Raw genomic sequence first — 24,086 nt, 5'->3', positions numbered from 1 at the left:
CTACACACGTGCTACAATGGTCGGTACAAAGGGTTGCCAAGCCGCGAGGTGGAGCTAATCCCATAAAACCGATCGTAGTCCGGATCGCAGTCTGCAACTCGACTGCGTGAAGTCGGAATCGCTAGTAATCGTGAATCAGAATGTCACGGTGAATACGTTCCCGGGCCTTGTACACACCGCCCGTCACACCATGGGAGTGGGTTGCTCCAGAAGTAGCTAGTCTAACCGCAAGGGGGACGGTTACCACGGAGTGATTCATGACTGGGGTGAAGTCGTAACAAGGTAGCCGTAGGGGAACCTGCGGCTGGATCACCTCCTTAATCGAAGATCCCGGCTTCTTCATAAGCTCCCACACGAATTGCTTGATTCACTGGTTAGACGATTGGGTCTGTAGCTCAGTTGGTTAGAGCGCACCCCTGATAAGGGTGAGGTCGGCAGTTCGAATCTGCCCAGACCCACCAATTGTTGGTGTGCTGCGTGATCCGATACGGGGCCATAGCTCAGCTGGGAGAGCGCCTGCTTTGCACGCAGGAGGTCAGGAGTTCGATCCTCCTTGGCTCCACCATCCAAACAATCGTCGAAAGCTCAGAAATGAATGTTCGTAGATGAACATTGATTTCTGGTCTTTGCACCAGAACTGTTCTTTAAAAATTCGGGTATGTGATAGAAGTAAGACTGAATGATCTCTTTCACTGGTGATCATTCAAGTCAAGGTAAAATTTGCGAGTTCAAGCGCGAATTTTCGGCGAATGTCGTCTTCACAGTATAACCAGATTGCTTGGGGTTATATGGTCAAGTGAAGAAGCGCATACGGTGGATGCCTTGGCAGTCAGAGGCGATGAAAGACGTGGTAGCCTGCGAAAAGCTTCGGGGAGTCGGCAAACAGACTTTGATCCGGAGATCTCTGAATGGGGGAACCCACCTAGGATAACCTAGGTATCTTGTACTGAATCCATAGGTGCAAGAGGCGAACCAGGGGAACTGAAACATCTAAGTACCCTGAGGAAAAGAAATCAACCGAGATTCCCTTAGTAGTGGCGAGCGAACGGGGATTAGCCCTTAAGCTTCATTGATTTTAGCGGAACGCTCTGGAAAGTGCGGCCATAGTGGGTGATAGCCCCGTACGCGAAAGGATCTTTGAAGTGAAATCGAGTAGGACGGAGCACGAGAAACTTTGTCTGAACATGGGGGGACCATCCTCCAAGGCTAAATACTACTGACTGACCGATAGTGAACCAGTACCGTGAGGGAAAGGCGAAAAGAACCCCGGAGAGGGGAGTGAAATAGAACCTGAAACCGTATGCGTACAAGCAGTGGGAGCCTACTTGTTAGGTGACTGCGTACCTTTTGTATAATGGGTCAGCGACTTATATTCAGTGGCAAGCTTAACCGTATAGGGTAGGCGTAGCGAAAGCGAGTCTTAATAGGGCGTTTAGTCGCTGGGTATAGACCCGAAACCGGGCGATCTATCCATGAGCAGGTTGAAGGTTAGGTAACACTGACTGGAGGACCGAACCCACTCCCGTTGAAAAGGTAGGGGATGACTTGTGGATCGGAGTGAAAGGCTAATCAAGCTCGGAGATAGCTGGTTCTCCTCGAAAGCTATTTAGGTAGCGCCTCATGTATCACTCTGGGGGGTAGAGCACTGTTTCGGCTAGGGGGTCATCCCGACTTACCAAACCGATGCAAACTCCGAATACCCAGAAGTGCCGAGCATGGGAGACACACGGCGGGTGCTAACGTCCGTCGTGAAAAGGGAAACAACCCAGACCGCCAGCTAAGGTCCCAAAGTTGTGGTTAAGTGGTAAACGATGTGGGAAGGCTTAGACAGCTAGGAGGTTGGCTTAGAAGCAGCCATCCTTTAAAGAAAGCGTAATAGCTCACTAGTCGAGTCGGCCTGCGCGGAAGATGTAACGGGGCTCAAACCACACACCGAAGCTGCGGGTGTCACGTAAGTGACGCGGTAGAGGAGCGTTCTGTAAGCCTGTGAAGGTGAGTTGAGAAGCTTGCTGGAGGTATCAGAAGTGCGAATGCTGACATGAGTAACGACAATGGGTGTGAAAAACACCCACGCCGAAAGACCAAGGGTTCCTGCGCAACGTTAATCGACGCAGGGTTAGTCGGTTCCTAAGGCGAGGCTGAAAAGCGTAGTCGATGGGAAACAGGTTAATATTCCTGTACTTCTGGTTACTGCGATGGAGGGACGGAGAAGGCTAGGCCAGCTTGGCGTTGGTTGTCCAAGTTTAAGGTGGTAGGCTGAAATCTTAGGTAAATCCGGGGTTTCAAGGCCGAGAGCTGATGACGAGTTGTCTTTTAGATGACGAAGTGGTTGATGCCATGCTTCCAAGAAAAGCTTCTAAGCTTCAGGTAACCAGGAACCGTACCCCAAACCGACACAGGTGGTCGGGTAGAGAATACCAAGGCGCTTGAGAGAACTCGGGTGAAGGAACTAGGCAAAATGGCACCGTAACTTCGGGAGAAGGTGCGCCGGCTAGGGTGAAGGATTTACTCCGTAAGCTCTGGCTGGTCGAAGATACCAGGCCGCTGCGACTGTTTATTAAAAACACAGCACTCTGCAAACACGAAAGTGGACGTATAGGGTGTGACGCCTGCCCGGTGCCGGAAGGTTAATTGATGGGGTTAGCGCAAGCGAAGCTCTTGATCGAAGCCCCGGTAAACGGCGGCCGTAACTATAACGGTCCTAAGGTAGCGAAATTCCTTGTCGGGTAAGTTCCGACCTGCACGAATGGCGTAACGATGGCGGCGCTGTCTCCACCCGAGACTCAGTGAAATTGAAATCGCTGTGAAGATGCAGTGTATCCGCGGCTAGACGGAAAGACCCCGTGAACCTTTACTGTAGCTTTGCACTGGACTTTGAGCCTGCTTGTGTAGGATAGGTGGGAGGCTTTGAAGCGTGGACGCCAGTTCGCGTGGAGCCATCCTTGAAATACCACCCTGGCATGCTTGAGGTTCTAACTCTGGTCCGTGATCCGGATCGAGGACAGTGTATGGTGGGCAGTTTGACTGGGGCGGTCTCCTCCTAAAGAGTAACGGAGGAGTACGAAGGTGCGCTCAGACCGGTCGGAAATCGGTCGCAGAGTATAAAGGCAAAAGCGCGCTTGACTGCGAGACAGACACGTCGAGCAGGTACGAAAGTAGGTCTTAGTGATCCGGTGGTTCTGTATGGAAGGGCCATCGCTCAACGGATAAAAGGTACTCCGGGGATAACAGGCTGATACCGCCCAAGAGTTCATATCGACGGCGGTGTTTGGCACCTCGATGTCGGCTCATCACATCCTGGGGCTGAAGCCGGTCCCAAGGGTATGGCTGTTCGCCATTTAAAGTGGTACGCGAGCTGGGTTTAGAACGTCGTGAGACAGTTCGGTCCCTATCTGCCGTGGACGTTTGAGATTTGAGAGGGGCTGCTCCTAGTACGAGAGGACCGGAGTGGACGAACCTCTGGTGTTCCGGTTGTCACGCCAGTGGCATTGCCGGGTAGCTATGTTCGGAAAAGATAACCGCTGAAAGCATCTAAGCGGGAAACTTGCCTCAAGATGAGATCTCACTGGGAACTTGATTCCCCTGAAGGGCCGTCGAAGACTACGACGTTGATAGGCTGGGTGTGTAAGCGTTGTGAGGCGTTGAGCTAACCAGTACTAATTGCCCGTGAGGCTTGACCATATAACACCCAAACAATCTGATGATTGTGTGTTGTAAGGTGAAGTCGACGAACCGAAAGTTCGCATGAACCGCAAACACCTTGAAATCACATACCTGAATCCGGATAGACGTAAGCCCAAGCGAACGGATATCCAACCGAATTGCTTGACGATCATAGAGCGTTGGAACCACCTGATCCCTTCCCGAACTCAGAAGTGAAACGACGCATCGCCGATGGTAGTGTGGGGTCTCCCCATGTGAGAGTAGGTCATCGTCAAGCTCCTATCCCAAAACCCCTGGTCAGCGATGATCAGGGGTTTTGCTTTTGCGCGCGGAAAAAGGCGTGCTTCCTGTTCACCTTGCCGAAACCCTCCTGGCATGCCCTCTTTCGCGTCTAGCGTAGCGAGAGTCCGGGGGGATCCGCATGGCGCTGGCGCTCTTGCGTTCGCCGTACCGATCCCGATCCGCGAGTTAGAGCCTCGCTTCGAGGAGAAAGACGAAAGGTGGCTTCCGATGAAGGGAATCGCTTGATTTACTGTATGAATAAACAGTATCTTGAGCGCTCCCCCCTTCGTGGCCATCCCTGTTGGCCATCCCAAGGCAGCTCGTCTCTCGAGCTGCCTTTTTCTTTGTCTCAATGGAAATCCCGGCTGCGGACGTCCAGGCCGGTGAGTAGAGGGGTCAGGTCATGCAGGCGCCCTGCGATGACGTGGCGCACCTCGCCGGAGGACTCCAGGATGCCCTCCACCTGCAGCAGCCGGGACTCGAGGAATGGCCGCCTCTGCCGTTCGGCGAGGTCGTGCCGGACCACCACGTTGAGCATGCCGAACTCGTCCTCCAGGGTGATGAAGGTGATGCCGCTGGCGGTCTGTGGGCGCTGCCGGCCGATCACCAGGCCGGCGACCCGTATCGGTCGTCCATGTCCCAGTTTCGCCAGTTCGCGGGAGTCGCGGCAGCGGCAGGCCTTGAGCTGTCCACGCAAGAGTTTCAGCGGATGCGGGCCGAGGGTGGTGCCGAGGAGAGCGTAATCGCTCAGCAGTTCCTCGCCGCGCGAAGGCAGCGGCAGGCTGACCGTGGTTTCTTCGATGACGGTCCCTTCGGCGAACAGTGGCAATTGCGGCTCGACGCTGGCGACGGCCCAGCGCGCCTTGTGCCGGTGTCCGGCGAGACCGCGCAGGGCGCCGGCATCGGCCAGCAACTCCAGGGCCCGGGCGTCGAGCCTGGCGCGTCGGCCGAGATCGTGCACGTCGAGGAACGGCTGGGCCTCCCGGACCTGCTCGATACGCCTGGCATCCTCCTCGCGAAAGCCTCGGATCATCCGCAGGCCGAGGCGTATGGCCGGTTGCGCCTGGCCGAACGGCTCCAGGCTGCAATCCCAACCGCTGTGGCGGACATCCACCGGGCGTGTCTGCAGGGTGTGGCGGCGGGCGTCCTGGAGCAACTGGTCGGGGCTGTAGAAGCCCATCGGCCAACTGTTGATCAAGGCGCAGGCGAAGGCCGCCGGCTCGTGACGTTTCAGCCAACTGCTGGCGTAGGTGAGCAGGGCGAAGCTGGCGGCGTGGGATTCAGGGAAACCGTAGCTGCCGAAGCCTTTGATCTGCTCGAAGATGCGCGCTGCGAAGTCGGCCTCGTAGCCGTTGGCGAGCATGCCCCGGGTCAGCCGCTCGCGGTGGTGTTCCAGGCCGCCATGACGCTTCCAGGCGGCCATCGAACGACGCAGTTCGTCCGCCTCGCCCGGCGTGTAGTCGGCGGCGACGATCGCCAGTTCCATGACCTGTTCCTGGAACAACGGGACGCCCAGGGTACGTTCGAAGACCTTCTCCAGTTCGGCCGATGGATAGGCCACCGGCTCTTCACCGTTTCGCCGGCGCAGGTAAGGATGCACCATGTCGCCCTGGATCGGCCCCGGCCGGACGATGGCGACCTGGATCACCAGGTCGTAGAACTTCTGCGGGCGCAGGCGTGGCAGCATGGCCATCTGTGCGCGCGATTCGATCTGGAACACACCGATGGTATCGGCGCGGCTGATCATTTCGTAGGTGGCCGGGTCTTCGCTCGGGATACTGGCGATGCTCAACCGCTTGCCGCCGCGCAGCGCGTGGATCAGGTCGAAGCTGCGGCGCAGGGCGCTGAGCATGCCCAGGGCGAGGACGTCGACCTTGAGCAGGCCGACCGCGTCGAGATCGTCCTTGTCCCACTGGATCACCGTGCGCTCGGCCATGCTGGCATTCTCCACCGGGACCAGGGTGTCCAATGGCTGTTCGGAGATGACGAAGCCGCCGGGGTGCTGCGAGAGGTGGCGCGGAAAACCGATCAACTCGTCGGTCAGGGCCAGCACCCGGCGCAGGATCGGACTCTGCGGATCGAAGCCGGCCTCTTCCAGGCGTTCGGCGCTGGGGGCCTGGTCGCTCCAGCGGCCGCAGCAGTTGGCCAGGACGTCGACCTGCTCGGGCGGCAGACCCAGGGCCTTGGCTACGTCGCGCACCGCGCCGGCGCCGTGGTAGGTGCTGACCACCGCGGTCAGCGCCGCGCGCTGGCGTCCGTAGCGTGTGAAAACGTACTGGATGACCTCCTCGCGGCGCTCGTGTTCGAAATCCACGTCGATGTCCGGTGGTTCGTTGCGCTCGCGGGAAAGGAAGCGCTCGAACAGCAGGTTGGTCCGGTCCGGGTCCAACTCGGTGATGCCGAGGGCGAAGCACACTGCCGAGTTGGCCGCCGAGCCGCGGCCCTGGCAAAGGATTTTCCGGCCCCGGGCGAAGGCGACGATGTCCTGCACGGTGAGGAAATAGCTTTCATAGCCCAGTTCGGCGATCAGCTCGAGTTCTCTCTCGATCTGCTTGCGGACCTTGGCGCTCGCGCCGTTCGGCCAGCGCCTGGCGATGCCCTGTTCGGTGAGATGGCGGAGCCATGACGCCGGGTCGTGTCCGGCCGGTACCAATTCGCGTGGGTACTGGTATTTCAGCTGTTCCAGATCGAACCGGCAGCGTTCGGCGATCTTCAGGGTTTCCGCCAGCAGGGCTTGCGGGTAGATCCCCTGCAGGGCCTCCAGGGTACGCAGGTGGCGTTCCCCGTTGGGGAAGAGATAGGCGCCGGCCTCGCTGACCGGCAGATGGTTGCGGATCGCTGTCATGCAGTCCTGCAGGGCTCGCCTGCCGCGGGCGTGCATGTGGACGTCGCCGCAGGCCACGGGCGGTAGCCGGAGATGCGAGGCGAGCGCGAGCAGTTTGTCCAGGCGGGCATCGTCATCGGCGCCGCGATGCAACTCGACGCCCAGCCAAAGGCGCTGGGGGAAGCGTTCGCGGAGCCAGGCAGCCTGCTCGTCCCCATGGTCGTTCGGCAACCAGATCGCCAACAGGCCGGCGAGCGGCTGTTGCAGATCTTCGCGCAGCAGCCGGTAGTGGCCCTTGTCGGCTTGTCGCCGGCCGCGGGTGATGAGGCGACAGAGGTTCTGGTAGCCCTCCAGGTCCTCCGCCAGGAGGACCAGCTTGGGCCCCTGTTCGAGGCGGATTTCGCTGCCGATGATCAGTTGTACCTGATGCTCCCGCGCCGCCTGCCAGGCCCGCACGATACCGGCCAGGCTGCATTCGTCGGTGATCGCCAGGGCCCGATAGCCCAGGCGTGCTGCACGGGCGAAGAGTTCCGCGGCGCTGGAGGCGCCGCGCTGGAAACTGAAGTTGGACAGGCAATGCAGTTCGGCGTAGGCGCTCATGCGAACCAGCCATGCAGCCACAGCGGCCCTTCGCTGCCGACCTCGCGATAGACCCAGGCACGTTGTCCGCTGCGGGTTTCCACCAGGTAATAGTCGCGGCGGATGTCTTCGCCATCCCACCAGCCCGACTCGATCCGCTCCGGGCCGGCCAGCACGGTGGGCAAGGCCTCGCCGAGGGGGCGTGGCTCCGCCAGCAGCCAGCCGGGGCGGAGGCCGCAGGCTGCCGGCGATTGCGCCCTGTCGCAGCTGTGCGGCCGCCAGCTTCGCTCCGGACGGTGTTCGGCGACGGCGCTCAGGCCCTGTACCGCCTCGTCGCCCAGCCGCGCGCGCAGGCGTTCCCGCAACTGTTCCCAGCCGAGATACTGCTGTGGGCGCTCGTCGAACAGTTCGCGGTGCTGCGGCGTGAAAGGAGGCAGCTCGCGGGCCTCCAGGCGCACGGCATGCACGGGGGCGGGCAGTTGCAGCTGTTCGAGACGGCCGCGGGTCAGTTCGAAGAGCATGGCCGCCTCGCGTTCGGCGCTGAGCAGGCCGACCGTGACCTGGCTGTCGGCGCGCCCGTGATGTTCCAGGTGCAGGGTGAAGCGCTGCACGCCGCTGTCGCGTCCGGCGAGAAAGGCGGCGAGATCGGCGCTCAGCCGTCGCAGGGGGAAGAGCAGGGCCTGGTGCGATTCCACGTCGAAATTGAGTTCGATGCGCAGGTCGAAGGTGTCCGGCGGCCGGTAGTGCTCCAGCGCCAGTGGGCTGCGGCCGCAGAGGCGGTCGATGTGCAACAGCAGTTCGGCCGGGAAGCGACGGGCCAGGGCGGCGCGCGGCAACTCGAGGACCTGGCGCAGATAGCGCAGTCCCATGCGTCCGAGGGCGACGGCCAGCTCCCGCGAGAGTCCCAGGCGGTCCAGCGGAAGGGCGGACAACTGGCGTTGCAGCGCTGTCTCGTCCTCGATGGCCAGGCCGTCGTGGCTGTTCGCCAGGACCCTCGCCGCCACCGGGTTCGGCGCCAGGCACAGGCGATGGCGGAAGCCCAGCGCCGTGAGTTCCTTGCGCAAGCGGGCCTCGAAGCGTGGCCAGGGGCCGAACAGGGCAAGGCTGGACTGCACTTCCAGCAGCAGCGCACGCGGATAGTGCAGGCTGACCTGCGAGCTGAAACCGTAGGCCCAGGCGGCGAGGAAGGCCTGCCAGCGCTCCACGGCGGCGAGGTCGTATTCCGCCGTGGCGAAGTCCCGGCTCAGGGCCTGGGCGGCGACCAGCGATTGACCGGGCTTCAGGCCGAGCGCGCGTGCCGCAGGGTTGACCGCCTGCAACTGCCGGCGCTGCGCTGGGCCGCCGAGCAGCGCCAGCGGTGCGTCGGGATTGCTCCGTTGACGCAGCGCGCTGTCCATGGCCAGTTGCGGCAGGAGAATGCAAGCCCAGAGCATGGCCGCCTCATTGCCAGGCGCTGGCCGGCAGGGCGGTCGCCGGCGCGAGGCCGCCCCGGCACTTGAGGATGCGCAGGCGTGGGGGGCGGGTTTCGATGCACAGGCGTAGCGCTGCCGGCGAAGGATTGACCGCTTCGCGCAGGGGGCGATAGGCGAAACCCAGGGCCTGACCGCTTTCGGCGGCGACCTGGAGGCGGCGCAGGGCGCGGTCGTCGGCCTGCTGCGGCCAGCACAGCACTGCGGCGCAACTGCCCGAGCGCAGGCACTGTTCGGCAGCCCACAAGGCGTCGCGTCCGCTGGCCTGCAACAGGACCAGGTGGCGCAGGTCGACCGCGGCGGCCAGCCAGGCCTGCGGATAAGGTACATAGGGGGCGCCGACCAGGACGACACGACGTTGCGCCTGGGTCAGGCGAGCGAGGGTCGGCATCAGTAGTTGCAGTTCGCCGACACCGTCGCGGGCATGGAGGATTTCGTTCAGGGCATGCTCCGGCCAACCGCCGCCGGGCAGCAGTGCGTCCAGGCGCGCATGCCCGGTGGGCAGGGAAGCGCCGGCCGGTACGGCGGACTGGCCTTTCCAGATCCTACGTGCGTCGAGCAGCGCACTCAGCGCTATGCCATTGCCTCGTCCGGCGACGGCTGCGGGTGGGGAGATGTCGGCTACGGATGAAAGGGAGGCCAAGGAAATAACTCGAATGCTGTATGTAAATACAGTATTTGCTGTAGTCCTTTTCTGGTCAATGGCAGTCGGTCGGCATCCTTTCATGTGACACTGAGATTCAATAACGAATATAATTGAGAATCGTTATTGATCCTGGGCGCGCTATGTCGGCCCAGTGCGTTCCGTCCCTCGAAAGGAATTCCCCTATGGATACCCTGGCCCCTGAATCCACTCGGCAAAACCTGCGTTCGCAACGCCTCAACCTGCTGACCAACGAGCCGCACCAGCGCCTGGAGAGCCTGGTGAAAAGCAAGGAACCCTTTGCCAGCCGGGACAATTTCGCCCGCTTCGTCGCCGCCCAGTACCTCTTCCAGCATGACCTGGAGCCGCTTTATCGCAACGAAGCGCTGGCCCGCCTGTTCCCCGGCCTGGCTTCCCGCGCCCGCGACGACGCCGCTCGTGCAGACCTGGCGGACCTCGGCCATCCGGTGCCGGAGGGCGACCAGAGCGTGCGCGAGGCCGACCTGAGCCTGGCCGAGGCACTGGGCTGGCTGTTCGTTTCCGAAGGTTCGAAGCTGGGCGCTGCGTTCCTGTTCAAGAAAGCCGCCGCGCTCGAACTCGACGAGAACTTCGGCGCCCGCCATCTGGCCGAACCGGAAGGCGGCCGCGCGCAAGGCTGGAAGAGCTTCGTGGCGATCCTCGACGGCATCGAGCTGAACGAGGAAGAAGAGCGCCTGGCCGCCAAGGGCGCCAGCGATGCCTTCAATCGTTTCGGCGACCTGCTGGAGCGTACCTTCGCCTGAGGGGCGTTCCTTGTCCTTTGATCGGCGGCCAACCTCGCCGACGACGATTGCCCCGGCCTGGTTGCCGGGGTTTTTTGTCTTGCGCCGCCGGCCAGGAACGCGGACCTGCGGAAGCCCTTAGCGAGGCGGCCGCTGCGCTTCCACTGAGTTGCCGAACGAGGTGCCCAGGCGAATGCGCGTCGCCGATTGGTTGTACAGGCCGAGCTGGTTTGGCGGACGCCGGACGATGGCGGCGGAATCCAGCTCCTGTTCGCGGCGGGCCCTGGCCGCGCTGTCAGGATCGGCCATCTGCTGGCTCAGGCATTCATAGGACAAAGCCTGGTAGCCGTTGACCTCGGTGTTGATGCAGTTCGCCGGCGGCGTCGGCTCGTCGGCCAGGGTGGCGTTCATGGCCAGGCCCAGGATCAGGGCCGGCAGAACCTGCGATGAACGGTGCATGGCGATTCTCCCGCGCTGGGATGGTGGTTTCCCGCTTATACGGCAATCGGTGAAAACATGTCACCGCAGGTACCGTCACACCACAGTCACACAGTGCCATCAGGATGTCCCTCCTGGGTGATGGCCATCTGGCCTGAACCGGGTAGTTCGGACTGGAATCCGTTGATGTCGATCCTCGGGGTGGCAAGGTCGTGCGCAGTGTCGTTGCTCGGTCTCGGCATGCTGCTGCCGGCGTCCGGCGCCGTGCCGGGCGATGGCGGCAGGCCGCCGTTGCGCCTGGCGGTGCACGCGTTCGATATTCCTCCGCAGAGCCTGGCATCGGCGCTGGTGACCTACAGCGGGGTGACGGGAATGGCGGTTCTGGTGGATGGCGAGCTGGCCCGTGGACGGCGCTCGGCCCGCTTGCAGGGGCGCTTCACCGCCAGCGACGCCCTGACCCGACTGCTCGGCGGAACCGGCCTGATGGCGCGCTACACCAGCCAGGAAGCGTTCACCCTGCTGCCGGCGCAGGCCGTCAGGAACGCTGCGCCGCTGCCGGCAGAGATGCCGAAGGTCGAGCAGCCGCTGGATCGGCGCTACGCGGGAGCGGTCCAGGCGGCGCTGGAAGAACAGTTGTGCCGCTCGCCGCGCACTCGTCCGGGTACCTATCGCGCGGTGCTGCAACTCTGGATCGGTCGCTTCGGCGAGGTTCGCCACAGTCGCCTGCTCGGTTCGACCGGCGACCCGCAGCGGGACAGCGCCCTGGTGGAAAGCCTGCGCGGCGTGCGGGTGATGCAGGCGACGCCCGCTACGCTGGCCCAGCCGCTGACCATCCTGTTGCTGCCGAAGACGACGGGCAAGGCCATGGAATGCAAGCTGACGGAGGGAGTGGGAGGGTCATGAGCGATTCGCGGCAAAGCGCGATGGTGAAGCTGTTCCTCGCCTCCTACGACGACTTCAAGGCGCGCCTGAAACGGCGCCTGGGCTCCGAGGACCTGGCGTGCGACGTATTGCACGAAACCTACCTGAGAGTCGACCGGCTGGATGATGCCCTGGAGGTCAAGAAGCCCCAGGCCTACCTGTTCCGTATTGCCCTGAACATTGCCGCCGACCGCCGCGAGGGCGACGCCCGCCTGCTCACCGGGGAGGAGGTGGCGGAGCTGTTGCAGGTGGCCGACGAAGGCCTCGACCCGGAGCGCATCGTCGGCGGTCATGCCGAGATCCGTCGCCTGCTGGAGGCGCTCTGCGAACTGCCGGCGCGGCGTCGGCAGATTCTCATCGCCTCGCGCCTGGAAGAGACGCCGCATGCGGAAATCTCCCGTCGCTTCGGCATCTCCACCCGCACCGTGGAGAAGGAACTCAAGGCCGCCCTGTGGTTCTGCGCGGAGCGCCTGGAAAGAAAAGTCATCCAGAGGTTCGGTCCCGGGGCCGGAAAACCGTCATAAGCATAAGCAGGTGGAAAACCGCCGCCATATCCCTCCCATGAGCCATTCCGGTGTCCGTACAGCACAGTCATGACAGCCTCAGACTCCGCCGCCGATGAAACCGGCGACCTTCGCCACGAAGCGCACGCCTGGGTGATCAGCCTGACCTCCGGACGCGTCACCCAGGGCGAGGCGCGGGCCTTCCGCCAGTGGTGTGCGCGCAGCCCGCAACACCTGCGAGCGTTCGTCGAGGCGCGCGATCTCTGGCAGGCACTCGGCAGTGCCGCCGCTCTGCCGCTGGAGTCGCCGGCCGTGGCGCAGATCGCGCCGAGGCGTTTCGGTCGTCGCTGGTTCGTCGGCGGTGCGCTGGCCGCCTCGGTGGCGTTGTTCGTCTTGCGCCCGTCGCTGCTCGACCATGGCCTGGGCGGCGCCGACTACGTCACGGCGGTCGGCGAGCAGCGCCAGGTGCAGGTGAGCGGCGAGACGCGGATCGAGATGAACACCCGCACCCGCCTGAACGTGCGGCGCAATCAAGAGCAGCAGGAAACCATCGAACTGCTCGGCGGCGAGGCCGAGATCATCGCCAGCCACCCGCCGCAGAGCAGCCTGCGGGTGATGGCCGGGAGCGCCTGGCTGAGCGCCAGCCGGGCCCGCTTCAACGTGCGCAGCAGCGGTGACGTCTGCGTGGTGACCTGCCTGGAGGGCAGCGTGCGGCTCGAACACCTCGGCCAGCGCCTGGACCTCCAGGCCGGCCAGCAACTGACCTTCGACGAGCGACGCAACGGTCCGCCGGTGCCTTTCGACGTTGCCGAGGTGATGGCCTGGCGCGAGCGCATGCTGGTGTTCAACGACGTACCGTTGGCCACGGTGATCGACGAAATCAACCGCTACCGTCCCGGCATGCTCCTGCTGCTGGACAAGGCCCTTGGCCGACGCCGGGTCCAGGCCCGTTTCAGCCTCGATCAACTGGCCGACGTGGCGACCCTGATCCGGGATGCCTATGGGATCGAGGTCACCCGCCTGCCGGGCGGGGTGGTGCTGCTCGGCTGAGCCACCGCTTCATTGCAGGGCCACCACCCGTCGATAGCGCTCCACGCCGTTGCGGGTGACCCGTGCCAGGCTGATCTCCAGTCCGCTGGCGCGGACTTTGCTGCGTGCCGGCAGGCGCGTCCAGCCCTTTCCCGGCACCCAGGCACGGATCTCGAACCGACTCACGTCGTCGAGCACAGCCACCCGCTCCGCCAGCGGCGGCAACGGCAGGCGGTCGCCGCTGGGCGAGGCGGCGCGGTAGAGGACCTTGCCCTGTCGCCACCAGCGCACGCGCTGCAGCGGCGCGCCTGGCTCGGTACTGGCGCGGACGATGTCCAGGCGCAATGGGATCTCGCTCAGGCGCTTCAGTGCGAGTCCGGGCGGCAGGCTGTCGCCGGCCCGGATCGGCTCGTCGCCGCTGGGCAGGCCGGTCTCCTCCCGGATGGCGCTGTGCAGGGCGATGTCGCGCTCCAGTTGGTTCAGCGCGCGCAGTAGCGCGGCGCCCTGCTCGGTGCTGTCCTCCAGGTGCGCGCTGGCCCGGGCGATGCTGTCCAGGCCGCGCCAGGCCATCAGGCTGACGATGGCCATGAGCATGATCGCGACCATCACCTCGATCAGGGTGAAGCCGGCTTGCCGGCGCCGCGTCGTCGCGCGTTCAGCGTACCCGGACATGGCCGTTCGCCTCGCGCAGCACGGTGACGCTGTGTTGGCCGTCGGAGAGCGTTATCCGCAACGGCGCGCCGATCCATTCGGCGTCCAGCAACACCGGTCGCGGCGGGCGCACGCTGACCCGCAGCGGCGCGGCCTGCCAGTCGCGCGCGCGCAATTCGGTGTCGGCGGCGAAGGCGTCGGTCTTGCCGCGATAGGCCTGCGGGCTGAAGCGATAGCCCTTGGCGCTGGGCTGCCAGAGGATCGGCGTACCGCGTACCCGCGCTTCGCCCTGGGCTATTTCCAGCAACCGCGCCAGGCGCGCGGCATCCTGGCGCAGCAGGCCCGTCGGGTCGGGGCGGGCGCTCAGGCTGATGGCCGCCGTGGCGATGCCGACGATTACCAGCACCACCATCAGTTCGATCAGGGTGAAACCGCCTTGCCGGGGTCGCCTCACCGGATGCCGCTCCGCGAAGAGAGAGGTTTCCAGAGTGCCCGACGAAGATGATCGGCGTGTGAAACATAACGGAGAGAATTCCGCGCTAGGCTGGTGCCGGGGCGCCGTTCGTGGCGCCCGTCGCCCATACGCCAGGAGAGCCCGCCATGCCGGCCATGCCCCGTATCGATCCGCCCCGCCTGGTCCAGTTCGCCGCCGTGCTGGCGATCCTCGCCGGCCTGCTGTTCTGGGGCTATCTGTTGCTGGCGCCGATTCCCGGCGTGGTCCAGGCCGAGGTCGCCGACGTTCCGCCGCCCAGCGGCGAGGACGCCGCTCAACGCTGGTTCGCGGCGCCTTCCGGTGAGGTAGAGGTGCAACTGGCGGGATTGATCAGCGGTGGTCCCGCGGCGATCGCCATCCTCTCGGTGAACGGCGCGCCGGCCCAGGCCTATCGCGAGGGCGAGGTCCTGGCACGTGCGGCGAAGGTGCGGCGGATCGAGGCCGACGCGGTGCTCATCGAGCAGAACGGCGAGGTTCGCCGGGTGGCCATGCAGCGGCTCGCCGAACCGCCGCCGCTGGCTACCCTCAAGCGCGGTTGAGATCACCGGGAGCGGCTCAGCAGGGTGTTCAGGCGCGCCAGCGGCACCGCCTGTTCGCGCTGCGTGCGCACACGGATTTCCACCCACAGTAGCGCGGGGTCGTCGGTGGCCTCGACGCGTTGTTCGCAGTACAACCGCAGGCGGCCCTGGGAGCATTCGAAATCGCTGTTTCCCGGAGCCGCGCCGACGCCCAGGCGTAGCTCGGCGAGCCGGCTCTCCGCTGCCAGCAGGGCCAGCGACTTGTCGCGCAACAGACCATTGCCGTCGGTCATCAGGCCCACCGCGCGGATCGCCGCGGCCAGGGCGATGGCGACGATGGCCAGCGCGACCAGCACTTCGATCAGGGTGAAACCGCGGGAAGACAGGCGCGTGGACATCGCGGAAAGGTCGGCGAAAGGGGACTTCCAGGCTAGCCGGGAAATCTGACCGATCCCTGACAAAAGCTCGGGAGGGCGCCCCCGCGAGCCATCCCCGGCGCCTGCCGGAAAGCCCGGCTCCAGGGCCTTGCGGGCGCCTCCGGAAGAGCGGCGCACCCGAGGATTTTCAATATCGTTGACATATCTTCCTGAAACAATCCGCGGCGAATCGAACCATGCCGAGGAGTGTCGAGATGGATGTCGTGCAGTTCAGCTCCAGCCCGAAAGGACATCGGGGACAGCGGGGCTTCACCCTGATCGAGATCATGGTGGTGGTGGTGATCCTCGGCATCCTCGCCGCGATGGTGGTGCCCAAGGTGCTCGACCGTCCCGACCAGGCCCGCGCCACCGCGGCGCGCCAGGACATCTCCGGGCTGATGCAGGCGCTCAAGCTCTACCGCCTCGACCAGGGCCGCTATCCGAGCCAGGCGCAGGGCTTGAAGGTGCTCGCGGAGCGCCCTGCCGATGCCTCGGCGAGCAACTGGCGCTCGTACCTGGAGCGCCTGCCCAACGATCCCTGGGGCAAGCCCTACCAGTACCTGAATCCCGGCGTGAACGGTGAGATCGACGTGTTCTCCCTCGGCGCCGACGGGCAGCCGGGCGGCGAGGGCATCAACGCCGACATCGGCTCCTGGCAGCTCTGAGCGCGCCATGAACGGTCATCGCCAGCGCGGCATGGCGATCATCAGCGCGCTGCTGATCGTCACCGTGGTCGCGGTCATAGCCGCCGGCCTGATCGCCCGCCAGAGCGCATTCATCCGCGCCCTGGAAAGCGAGCAGCTACGCATCCAGGCCGGCTGGATGCTGCGCGGCGGCCTGGAATGGAGCCGCCAGTTGCTGCTCGAGGACAGCCGCCGCGACCCGCTGACCCGCCTCGACCAGCGCTGGGCGCAACCGATGCGTGGCTTGCGTCTGAGCAGCGCCGAATTGCCGTTCAACGGCCAACTGGAAGACGAGCAGGGCAAGTTCAACCTGCGCAACCTGTTGGTCGACCAACGCCCCGATCTCCAGGAGCGAGCGAACTTCGAACGCCTCGCCGGTCTGCTCGGCGTGCGCCCGAAGGAGACGCGGCTGATCGTCGAGCGGGTACTCGATTCCTATGCACGGCTGCCCGCCGAAGCGCCGCCGGCCGAGACGCAACCCGCAGGTTTCGACAGCGGCCGCGAGACTTCGCCGGGCGCCGTGTTGCGTGCGCTTCCGGCGCGCATGCCGGCGCTCAGGCGTCTCGACGACCTGGCGCGGCTGGGCATTCCGCCGGCGACCCTGGAACGCCTGCGACCCTACGTCACCATCCTGCCCGAAACCACCTGGATCAACGGCAACACCGCGCGCGCCGAAGTGCTCGCCGCCTGTGTCCCCGGCCTCGGGCTGGACCAGGCGCGGCGGGTGCTCGGCGAGCGCGACCGGGGCCGCTGGTTCCTCAATCGCGGCGACTTCGTCAACCGCCTGAACATGCCGCAATTGCAGGCGCAGTCGGTGAAGGTCGGGATCACCAGCGACTGGTTCCTGCTCACCGCCTATGCCCGGCGCGACCGGCAAGAGGTGCGCCTGCAAGCCCTGGTGCAGCGCAAGGCCGGTGAAAGCACGGCGGTCAACTGGATGAGGGTGGGCTCATGAAGGCCGCCTGGCGTTGCCTGCTGCCGCCGCTGAGCGAGTTCGCCGAGGCGGCGCCGCTGCATTGTTTGCGCCTGGATGCGCGCGGCGCGGTGCAGGAACGAATCGAGGTCTCGCTCGCGGAACTGGCGCGGCGGCGCCAGGGGTTGCCGGTGGCGCTGTTCCTGCATCCGCGCGATTGCCGCCTGGTCAGTCTCGAACTGCCGGCGCTGCCTGCGGCGAAGCTTGCCGCCGCGGTGAACTGTGCGGCCGAGGCGCTGGTCCTCGGCGATCCGGCGCAGCTACGCCTGGCCCACGGCCCGCGCGGCGCCGACGGGCGCCTGACCTTGGGGTGGCTGGAGGCGTCGGCGCTGGCCTCGCTGGAGCAGGCCGTACAGCGGCTGCGGCTCGACGTGCGGGAGGTGCAGGCCGCGCCGTTCCTCCTGCCGTTGCGCGATGACGCTTGGGTGGCCGGCGAGTGGGACGGCCATCTGCTGTTGCGCCGCTCGCTGAGCGACGCTGTGGTCCATCCCTTGCCGGAGCAGGGCCTCGCTGAGGTCCCGCAGGAGTTGCGGCTGTTCTGGCTGGGCGAGCGACCGGCGTGGCGCTCCGCAGCCCTGGAGCGGGCCGAGGCGCTGGACGAAGCGCTGCGCTGGAGCGGGCCCGCCAGTCCGTGGGGATTGGCGCTGAAAGCGCCGGCGACGAGCGCCGGCAACGGCACCTGGAAGATGCCCCTGTTCTGCGCTGCCCTGGCCTTGCTGGTGTGGGTCGCCGGTCTGAACCTGTACGCCGGGCAACTGGCCGAGCAGGGCCAGTCCTTGCAACGGCAGAGCAGTCAACGCGTGCAGCAGGCCTTCCCGGAACTGCCGGTGGTGCTCGATCCGCTGCGCCAGGCTCGCGAGCGACGCGACGCCTATCTGGCCGGCAAGGCCGATGGCGATGCCGCACCGGGACTGGCCGCGCTGCTGCATGGCGCCGGCGAGGCGATGCCGTTCCTCGCCGGGCGCCTGCAACGACTGGACTACCACGCCGGCGAACTGGACCTGGAGCTGCTGCCGGGACCGCCAGGCGGCGATGCCGCTGCCTGGCAGGGCGAGTTGGGCAAGCACGGGTTGCAGGCCGATGCCTCCGACAAGGGCTGGCAGGTGCGCGCCATGGAAGCGCCGCCAGCGCCGGCCGCTGGCGCGGCAGACAGTGGCACTGCCGAGGCGGCTGCCGATGAAGATGAATAAGCGCCTGGCGGGCCTGCTGAATACTCCGGCGCAGCGCTGGAGTCCCCTGCTGCTGCGATTGCAGGCCTACTGGCGGCAACTGGCGCCGCGCGAGCGCAAGATTCTCGCCGGCGGTGGCCTGGCGCTATGCCTGGCGCTGACCTGGCAAGTGTTCGTCGATCCGCCGCTGGCGCGGATCGAGCATTGGCAAGCCGAACTGCCGCGCCTGCGTGCGCAGGCTGCGGCGGTGGACGGCGTGTTGCGTGAGGTCGAGGCGTTGCGCGGTCCGACCCTGAGCGGTACGGCGGACGCCGAGGCGATCCGTCGCAGCCTGCGCGATCAGGGACTCGACGGTTTCCAACTGGACGCCCCGCAACCGGGCCAATGGCAACTGGACTTCGCCAGCGTGTCCGGCGAGGCCTTGCTGCGCTGGCTGGCGCGCAGCCCGGCAGCGTTGCGCCTGAGCGTCAGCGAGGCGCAGGTGACGCGTCTCGATGCTCCTTCCGAGGAGCGCTCCGGCTCTTCGAACGAGCCGTCCGGCGGGCTGGTGTCCGCCTCGATCCATTTGCAGTCGACTTCCGCTCCCAAGGATTCCCCATGAGGCAATCAGCTTTCCACCATGCCCGGCGTCGTTGGCCTGTACTGGGCGTGGCGCTGGGCGCGCTACTGGTCGCGGCGTGTAGCGAGACGCCGAAGGTCCCCGGCGTGCCCCCGGCCGACGAGGAAGTCGGTCGGCCGCTGAGCAGTGTCCGCTCCGGTGCGCCGTTGCGCAGCGCCGACGTCCGCGAGCGGCCCCAGGCCGAGCAGGCCCGCCGCGCGCTGAGTGCCGGACGCGGCGTGGCGCGCTCCGGTGGCGTGGCTCCGGTCTCAGCGACAGCGGCCGAACTCGGCGAGCAGCCGGTCAGCCTGAATTTCGTCGATACCGAGGTGGAAGCGGTGGTGCGCGCGCTGTCGCGCGCCACCGGCCGGCAGTTCCTGGTCGACCCGCGGGTGAAGGGCAAGCTGACCCTGGTTTCCGAAGGCCAGGTGCCGGCGCGCACCGCCTACCGCATGCTCACCAGCGCCCTGCGCATGCAGGGCTTCAGCGTGGTCGACGTCGACGGGGTCAGCCAGGTGGTGCCGGAGGCCGACGCCAAGCTGCTCGGCGGGCCGGTCTACGGCGCCGACCGGCCGGCGGCCAACGGCATGGTCACGCGGACCTTCCGCCTGCGCTACGAGAACGCGGTGAACCTGATCCCGGTACTGCGCCCGATCGTCGCGCAGAACAACCCGATCAATGCCTATCCGGGGAACAACACCGTGGTGGTCACCGACTACGCGGAAAACCTCGACCGGGTCGCCGGGATCATCGCCAGCATCGACATCCCCAGCGCCAGCGACACCGACGTGGTGCCGATCCAGAACGGCATCGCGGTGGACATCGCCAGCACCGTCTCCGAACTGCTCGACAGCCAGGGCAGCGGCGGCGCCGAGCAGGGCCAGAAGACCGTGGTGCTCGCCGACCCACGCTCCAACAGCATCGTGATCCGCTCGCCGAGCCCCGAGCGCACGCAATTGGCGCGCGACCTGATCGGCAAGCTGGACAGCGTGCAAAGCAATCCCGGCAACCTCCATGTGGTCTACTTGCGCAACGCCCAGGCGACCCGCCTGGCCCAGGCCCTGCGCGGGCTGATCACCGGCGACAGCGGCGGCGAGGGCAACGAGGGCGACCAGCAGCGCGCGCGCCTGAGCGGCGGCGGCATGCTCGGTAGCGGCAACAGCGGTACTGGTAGCCAGGGCTTGGGAACCAGCGGCAATACCACGGGCAGCGGTTCCAGCGGGTTGGGCGGCAGCAACCGCAGCGGCGGCGCCTATGGTGCGATGGGCAGCGGCCAGGGCGGCGCCGGACCCGGTGCGATGGGCGAGGAGAACTCGGCGTTCTCCGCCGGCGGGGTCACCGTACAGGCCGACGCCACCACCAACACCCTGCTGATTTCCGCACCCGAGCCGTTGTACCGCAACCTCCGCGAAGTCATCGACCTGCTCGACCAGCGCCGCGCCCAAGTGGTGATCGAAAGCCTGATCGTCGAGGTCAGCGAAGACGACTCCAGCGAGTTCGGCATCCAGTGGCAGGCCGGCAACCTCGGCGGCAACGGCGTGTTCGGCGGGGTCAACTTCGGCCAGTCGGCGCTGAACACGGCCGGCAAGAACACCATCGACGTGTTGCCCAAGGGGCTCAACATCGGCCTGGTGGATGGCACCGTGGACATCCCCGGGATCGGCAAGATCCTCGACCTCAAGGTGCTCGCCCGGGCGCTGAAGAGCCGCGGCGGCACCAACGTCCTGTCGACCCCGAACCTGCTGACCCTGGACAACGAGTCGGCGAGCATCATGGTCGGCCAGACCATACCCTTCGTCAGCGGCCAGTACGTCACCGACGGCGGCGGTACCAGCAACAACCCGTTCCAGACCATCCAGCGCGAGGACGTCGGCCTGAAGCTGAACATCCGTCCGCAGATCTCCGAGGGAGGAACGGTCAAGCTCGACGTCTACCAGGAGGTCAGCAGCGTCGACGAGCGCGCCAGCACCGCCGCCGGGGTGGTCACCAACAAGCGCGCGATCGATACCAGCATCCTCCTCGACGACGGCCAGATCATGGTCCTCGGCGGCCTGTTGCAAGACAACGTGCAGGACAACACCGACGGTGTTCCCGGACTCTCCAGCCTCCCCGGCGTCGGTTCGCTGTTCCGCTACCAGAAGCGCTCGCGGACCAAGACCAACCTGATGGTCTTCCTGCGTCCCTACATCGTCCGCGACGCCGCCGCCGGCCGCAGCATCACCCTCAACCGCTACGACTTCATCCGCCGCGCCCAGCAGCGCGTGCAGCCGCGCCAGGACTGGAGCATCGGCGACATGCAGGCTCCGGTGCTGCCGCCGGCGCAGCAGGGCATTCCGCAGGCCGCCTACGACTTGCGCCCGAGCCCGCGGCCGCTGCGCGCGGTACCGCTGGGCGAGGCGGCGCCGCTATGAGCCTGCTGCCCTACGCCTGGGCCAAGGCGCAGCGCGCCTTGCTGCGGCCGGGCGAGCATGGCGCGACCCTGCTGGTCAGCCCGCGCACGCCCGGCTGGGCGATCAGCGAGGTGCGCCAGCGGCATGCGCCGGCCAGCCTGGAGAGCGTCCGCGACGACGAGCTCGACACCCTGCTGGCCAGCGCCTACTCCGATACCGGCAGCGCCGCGGCGGTGGTCGGCGCGGCGGAGAGCGAGGTCGACCTCGACCGCCTGATGGACGATATCCCCGAGGTTACCGACCTGCTCGACACCCAGGATGGCGCGCCAGTGATCCGCATGATCAACGCGCTGCTGACCCAGGCCGCGCGCGATGAGGCCAGCGACATCCACATCGAGCCCTTCGAGACCCATTCGGTGGTGCGCTACCGCGTCGACGGCGCCCTGCGCGACGTGGTCGCGCCGCGCAAGGCGCTGCACGCGGCGCTGGTGTCGCGGATCAAGATCATGGCGCAGCTGGATATCGCCGAGAAACGCCTGCCCCAGGACGGCCGCATCGCCTTGCGGGTAGCCGGGCGGCCGATCGACATTCGCGTCTCCACCGTGCCCACCGGCCACGGCGAACGGGTGGTGATGCGCCTGCTGGACAAGCAGGCCGGACGCCTGAGGCTGGAGACCCTGGGCATGGCTCCCGGCGTGCTGGCGCCGCTGGACAACCTGATCCGCCAGCCGCACGGCATCGTGCTGGTCACCGGGCCCACCGGCAGCGGCAAGACCACCACCCTCTACGCCGCCCTGGCGCGGCTCGACGCCAGCACCAGCAACATCCTCACCGTCGAGGACCCGGTGGAGTACGACCTGCCGGGGATCAGCCAGATCCAGGTCAACGCGCGCATCGACATGACCTTCGCCGTAGCCCTGCGGGCGATCCTCCGGCAGGACCCGGACATCATCATGATCGGCGAGATCCGCGACCTGGAGACCGCGCAGATCGCCGTGCAGGCCTCGCTCACCGGGCACCTGGTGCTGGCCACGCTGCACACCAACGACGCGGTGTCGGCAGTGACGCGGCTGGTGGACATGGGCGTCGAGCCGTTCCTGCTCGCCTCGTCGATGCTTGGCGTACTCGCCCAGCGCCTGGTGCGGCGCCTGTGCACGCATTGCCGGGTCGAAGAGGACGGCGGCTGGCGCGCGGTCGGCTGCCCGGCTTGCAACCAGACCGGCTACAGCGGGCGCACCGGCATCCACGAACTGTTCGTGATCGACGACGAGATCCGCCGCCTGGTCCACCAGGGCCGCGCCGAGCAGGATCTCCGCGAAGCCGCCCGCGCCGCCGGCATGCGCAGCATGCGCGAGGACGGCGAGCGCTGGATCGCCAGCGGCTCCACCACCCTGGAGGAAATCCTCCGCGTGACCCGGGACGCCTGATGCAGACCTTCCGTTACGAAGCCGCCGACGCCCAGGGCCGGATCGAGACCGGCACCCTGGAGGCGGACAGCCAGCGTGGCGCCCTCGGCCAACTGCGCGCCCGCGGCCTGACCCCGCTGGAGGTCCGCGAGCAGGCTGGCGGCGGGACCGGGCAAGGGGCGGGCGCGCTGTTCGCCCCGCGCCTGTCCGACGGCGACCTGGCCTGGGCCACCCGCCAGCTGGCCAGCCTGCTGGCCGCCAGCCTGCCGCTGGAGGCGGCGCTGAGCGCCACCCTCGACCAGGCCGAGCGCAAGCACATCGCCCAGACCCTGAGCGCCGTGCGCAGCGACGTGCGCGGCGGCATGCGCCTGGCCGACGCCCTTGCCGCACGGCCGCGGGACTTCCCGGAAATCTACCGGGCGCTGGTGGCTGCGGGCGAGGAGTCCGGCGACCTGGCCCAGGTGATGGAGCGCCTGGCCGACTACATCGAGGAACGCAACGCCCTGCGCGGCAAGATCCTCACCGCGTTCATCTACCCGGCGGTGGTCGGCGTGGTCTCCATCGGCATCGTCATTTTCCTCCTCGGCTACGTGGTGCCGCAGGTGGTCAGCGCCTTCTCCCAGGCGCGCCAGGACCTGCCGGCGCTGACCCGGGCGATGCTCCAGGCCAGCGACTTCGTGCGCGCCTGGGGCTGGCTCTGCGCCGGCGCCATCGGCGGCGCTTACTGGGGCTGGCGCTTGTACCTGCGCGACCCGCAGGCGCGGCTCGGCTGGCACCGGCGAGTGCTGCGCCTGCCTCTGCTCGGACGCTTCGTGCTCGGGGTGAATACCGCGCGCTTCGCCTCCACCCTGGCGATCCTCGGCAGCGCTGGCGTACCGCTGCTGCGCGCGCTCGATGCGGCGCGCCAGACGCTGGCCAACGACTGCCTCGCGCAGGCGGTGGAGGAGGCCACCGCGCAGGTTCGCGAAGGTGTCTCGCTGGCCTCGGCGCTGCGCACGCGGCAGGTGTTCCCGCCGATCCTCACCCACCTGATCGCCAGCGGCGAGAAGACCGGTGCGCTGCCGCCGATGCTCGACCGCGCGGCGCAGACCCTGTCGCGCGACATCGAGCGCCGCGCCATGGGCATGACCGCGTTGCTCGAGCCGCTGATGATCGTGGTCATGGGCGGGGTGGTGCTGACCATCGTGATGGCGGTGCTGATGCCGATCATCGAGATGAACCAACTGGTCCAGTAGTCCGTGCCTGAACAAGCCCTTCCCGTGCTGGGCGATTAACCGCTCGCGGCTATCCGCCGTGGGGATGGGGCGTCTCAGCAATCTTCCGAAGAGAGGTATCGGCGGATAACGCCGCTGGCGTAATCCGCCCTACGGGTGGGCTTGTGCAAGCCGGCCTTCCTCTCGCTGTCATCAACCCGTGTGGCCCCTCGCCAGGGCTCGGGTGCATGTTTCAGCGAGGTTGCCCCGAGGGCGCGCCATGGCCGTCGCGGGCCGGCCGCCGGGAGGCGCTCGCGGAACCTCGCAGGTCCCGCGAAAAGGCCCGGCGCAGAGCCTGCGAACACCCGAGGAAAGGCTGCGAAAACAATTCGATGCTCCCGAGATTTTTTCCCCGATCTGTCACCGGAACTTGCGAGTTTTATCCCCAGCGGCCCCTTCGACCGGCTAGGGATGCAAAGCCCGG

General features: G+C 66.2%; 19 protein-coding genes, 2 tRNA genes and 3 rRNA genes (1 of these 24 running past the window's edge). 17 read left to right on the top strand and 7 right to left on the bottom strand.

Annotation, left to right across the window (positions count from 1 at the left end; all coding sequences use genetic code 11):
• The 5 genes from ACI766_RS23190 to rrf all read left to right on the top strand — a co-directional run.
• A 16S ribosomal RNA gene (locus ACI766_RS23190) occupies positions 1–320 on the top strand (it extends 1,216 nt beyond the left edge of the window).
• A gap of 64 nt (positions 321–384) precedes the next feature.
• Positions 385–461 (top strand) — tRNA-Ile (locus ACI766_RS23185).
• A gap of 28 nt (positions 462–489) precedes the next feature.
• Positions 490–565 (top strand) — tRNA-Ala (locus ACI766_RS23180).
• A gap of 225 nt (positions 566–790) precedes the next feature.
• A 23S ribosomal RNA gene (locus tag ACI766_RS23175) occupies positions 791–3,681 on the top strand.
• A 143-nt stretch (positions 3,682–3,824) separates the two neighbouring features.
• Positions 3,825–3,940, top strand: a 5S ribosomal RNA gene (gene rrf / locus ACI766_RS23170).
• Together the 16S, 23S and 5S rRNA genes with 2 tRNA genes alongside form the textbook arrangement of a ribosomal RNA operon.
• A 354-nt stretch (positions 3,941–4,294) precedes the next feature.
• Here the strand turns inward: rrf and dnaE2 are convergent.
• The 3 genes from dnaE2 to imuA are packed head-to-tail and all read right to left on the bottom strand — an operon-like array spanning position 4,295 to position 9,394.
• Positions 4,295–7,390, bottom strand: a complete 3,096-nt coding sequence (dnaE2, locus tag ACI766_RS23165; protein ID WP_073666785.1) for an error-prone DNA polymerase — start codon at positions 7,388–7,390, stop codon at positions 4,295–4,297.
• The gene (locus ACI766_RS23160; protein WP_023086611.1) at positions 7,366–8,781 is read right to left on the bottom strand and encodes a Y-family DNA polymerase; all 1,416 of its coding nucleotides are present in this window, start codon (positions 8,779–8,781) and stop codon (positions 7,366–7,368) included. Before ACI766_RS23160 ends, dnaE2 begins: the two co-directional genes overlap by 25 nt.
• A gap of 7 nt (positions 8,782–8,788) precedes the next feature.
• Entirely contained in the window at positions 8,789–9,394 is a 606-nt protein-coding gene (imuA, locus tag ACI766_RS23155) for a translesion DNA synthesis-associated protein ImuA (protein WP_031628694.1), read from the bottom strand.
• A 251-nt stretch (positions 9,395–9,645) separates the two neighbouring features.
• Between imuA and pigA the strand changes: the two genes are divergently transcribed.
• Complete coding sequence (gene pigA, locus ACI766_RS23150; protein WP_003085321.1) at positions 9,646–10,242, top strand: biliverdin-producing heme oxygenase PigA; 597 nt, start codon at positions 9,646–9,648, stop codon at positions 10,240–10,242.
• 117 nt (positions 10,243–10,359) lie between these two features.
• Here the strand turns inward: pigA and ACI766_RS23145 are convergent, their stop codons facing one another.
• On the bottom strand, positions 10,360–10,680 hold the full coding sequence (locus ACI766_RS23145) for a hypothetical protein (RefSeq protein ID WP_003116538.1): 321 nt from the start codon (positions 10,678–10,680) through the stop codon (positions 10,360–10,362).
• A gap of 165 nt (positions 10,681–10,845) precedes the next feature.
• Here ACI766_RS23145 and vreA point away from each other — a divergent pair, with 165 nt between their 5' ends.
• The 3 genes from vreA (at position 10,846) to vreR (ending at position 13,133) form a co-directional block, all read left to right on the top strand.
• Complete coding sequence (vreA, locus tag ACI766_RS23140) at positions 10,846–11,562, top strand: TonB-dependent outer membrane receptor VreA (protein WP_003120815.1); 717 nt, start codon at positions 10,846–10,848, stop codon at positions 11,560–11,562.
• Complete coding sequence (gene vreI, locus ACI766_RS23135; protein WP_003085329.1) at positions 11,559–12,104, top strand: RNA polymerase sigma factor VreI; 546 nt, start codon at positions 11,559–11,561, stop codon at positions 12,102–12,104. The genes vreA and vreI overlap by 4 nt, the downstream gene beginning before the upstream one ends.
• A 69-nt stretch (positions 12,105–12,173) precedes the next feature.
• Positions 12,174–13,133, top strand: coding sequence for an anti-sigma factor VreR (vreR, locus tag ACI766_RS23130; RefSeq protein ID WP_023104859.1), 960 nt, complete (start codon positions 12,174–12,176; stop codon positions 13,131–13,133).
• A gap of 9 nt (positions 13,134–13,142) precedes the next feature.
• Here the strand turns inward: vreR and ACI766_RS23125 are convergent, their stop codons facing one another.
• Both ACI766_RS23125 and gspH read right to left on the bottom strand, forming a co-directional pair.
• The gene (locus tag ACI766_RS23125) at positions 13,143–13,784 is read right to left on the bottom strand and encodes a type II secretion system protein J (RefSeq protein ID WP_003120814.1); all 642 of its coding nucleotides are present in this window, start codon (positions 13,782–13,784) and stop codon (positions 13,143–13,145) included.
• On the bottom strand, positions 13,768–14,217 hold the full coding sequence (gene gspH, locus ACI766_RS23120; RefSeq protein WP_003106853.1) for a type II secretion system minor pseudopilin GspH: 450 nt from the start codon (positions 14,215–14,217) through the stop codon (positions 13,768–13,770). Before gspH ends, ACI766_RS23125 begins: the two co-directional genes overlap by 17 nt.
• A gap of 146 nt (positions 14,218–14,363) precedes the next feature.
• Here gspH and ACI766_RS23115 point away from each other — a divergent pair, with 146 nt between their 5' ends.
• On the top strand, positions 14,364–14,795 hold the full coding sequence (locus ACI766_RS23115; RefSeq protein WP_004366502.1) for a type II secretion system protein N: 432 nt from the start codon (positions 14,364–14,366) through the stop codon (positions 14,793–14,795).
• Positions 14,796–14,797: 2 nt separating this feature from the next.
• On the opposite strand, the gene gspI is transcribed toward ACI766_RS23115, so the two are convergent.
• Entirely contained in the window at positions 14,798–15,172 is a 375-nt protein-coding gene (gene gspI, locus ACI766_RS23110) for a type II secretion system minor pseudopilin GspI (protein ID WP_003085347.1), read from the bottom strand.
• A gap of 233 nt (positions 15,173–15,405) precedes the next feature.
• Between gspI and gspG the strand changes: the two genes are divergently transcribed.
• The 7 genes from gspG to gspF are packed head-to-tail and all read left to right on the top strand — an operon-like array spanning position 15,406 to position 23,644.
• Entirely contained in the window at positions 15,406–15,855 is a 450-nt protein-coding gene (gspG, locus tag ACI766_RS23105) for a type II secretion system major pseudopilin GspG (protein ID WP_003085349.1), read from the top strand.
• A 7-nt stretch (positions 15,856–15,862) separates the two neighbouring features.
• The gene (gene gspK, locus ACI766_RS23100; RefSeq protein WP_003106847.1) at positions 15,863–16,828 is read left to right on the top strand and encodes a type II secretion system minor pseudopilin GspK; all 966 of its coding nucleotides are present in this window, start codon (positions 15,863–15,865) and stop codon (positions 16,826–16,828) included.
• Positions 16,825–18,036, top strand: a complete 1,212-nt coding sequence (gene gspL / locus ACI766_RS23095) for a type II secretion system protein GspL (protein WP_016253830.1) — start codon at positions 16,825–16,827, stop codon at positions 18,034–18,036. The genes gspK and gspL overlap by 4 nt, the downstream gene beginning before the upstream one ends.
• Positions 18,023–18,616 carry a type II secretion system protein M gene (locus ACI766_RS23090; protein ID WP_003123065.1) on the top strand — a complete coding sequence of 198 codons (594 nt, stop codon included), beginning with the start codon at positions 18,023–18,025 and terminating at the stop codon, positions 18,614–18,616. The genes gspL and ACI766_RS23090 overlap by 14 nt, the downstream gene beginning before the upstream one ends.
• Entirely contained in the window at positions 18,613–21,024 is a 2,412-nt protein-coding gene (gene gspD / locus ACI766_RS23085; RefSeq protein ID WP_087823984.1) for a type II secretion system secretin GspD, read from the top strand. The genes ACI766_RS23090 and gspD overlap by 4 nt, the downstream gene beginning before the upstream one ends.
• The gene (gene gspE, locus ACI766_RS23080) at positions 21,021–22,430 is read left to right on the top strand and encodes a type II secretion system ATPase GspE (protein WP_003112722.1); all 1,410 of its coding nucleotides are present in this window, start codon (positions 21,021–21,023) and stop codon (positions 22,428–22,430) included. Before gspD ends, gspE begins: the two co-directional genes overlap by 4 nt.
• Positions 22,430–23,644 carry a type II secretion system inner membrane protein GspF gene (gene gspF / locus ACI766_RS23075; RefSeq protein ID WP_003141142.1) on the top strand — a complete coding sequence of 405 codons (1,215 nt, stop codon included), beginning with the start codon at positions 22,430–22,432 and terminating at the stop codon, positions 23,642–23,644. Before gspE ends, gspF begins: the two co-directional genes overlap by 1 nt.
• Positions 23,645–24,086: the final 442 nt, after the last annotated feature.

It is taken from the genome of Pseudomonas sp. DL (assembly GCF_047199225.1).
Lineage (GTDB): Bacteria > Pseudomonadota > Gammaproteobacteria > Pseudomonadales > Pseudomonadaceae > Pseudomonas > Pseudomonas aeruginosa.
This window is presented reverse-complemented; position numbering and strand designations above follow the sequence as displayed.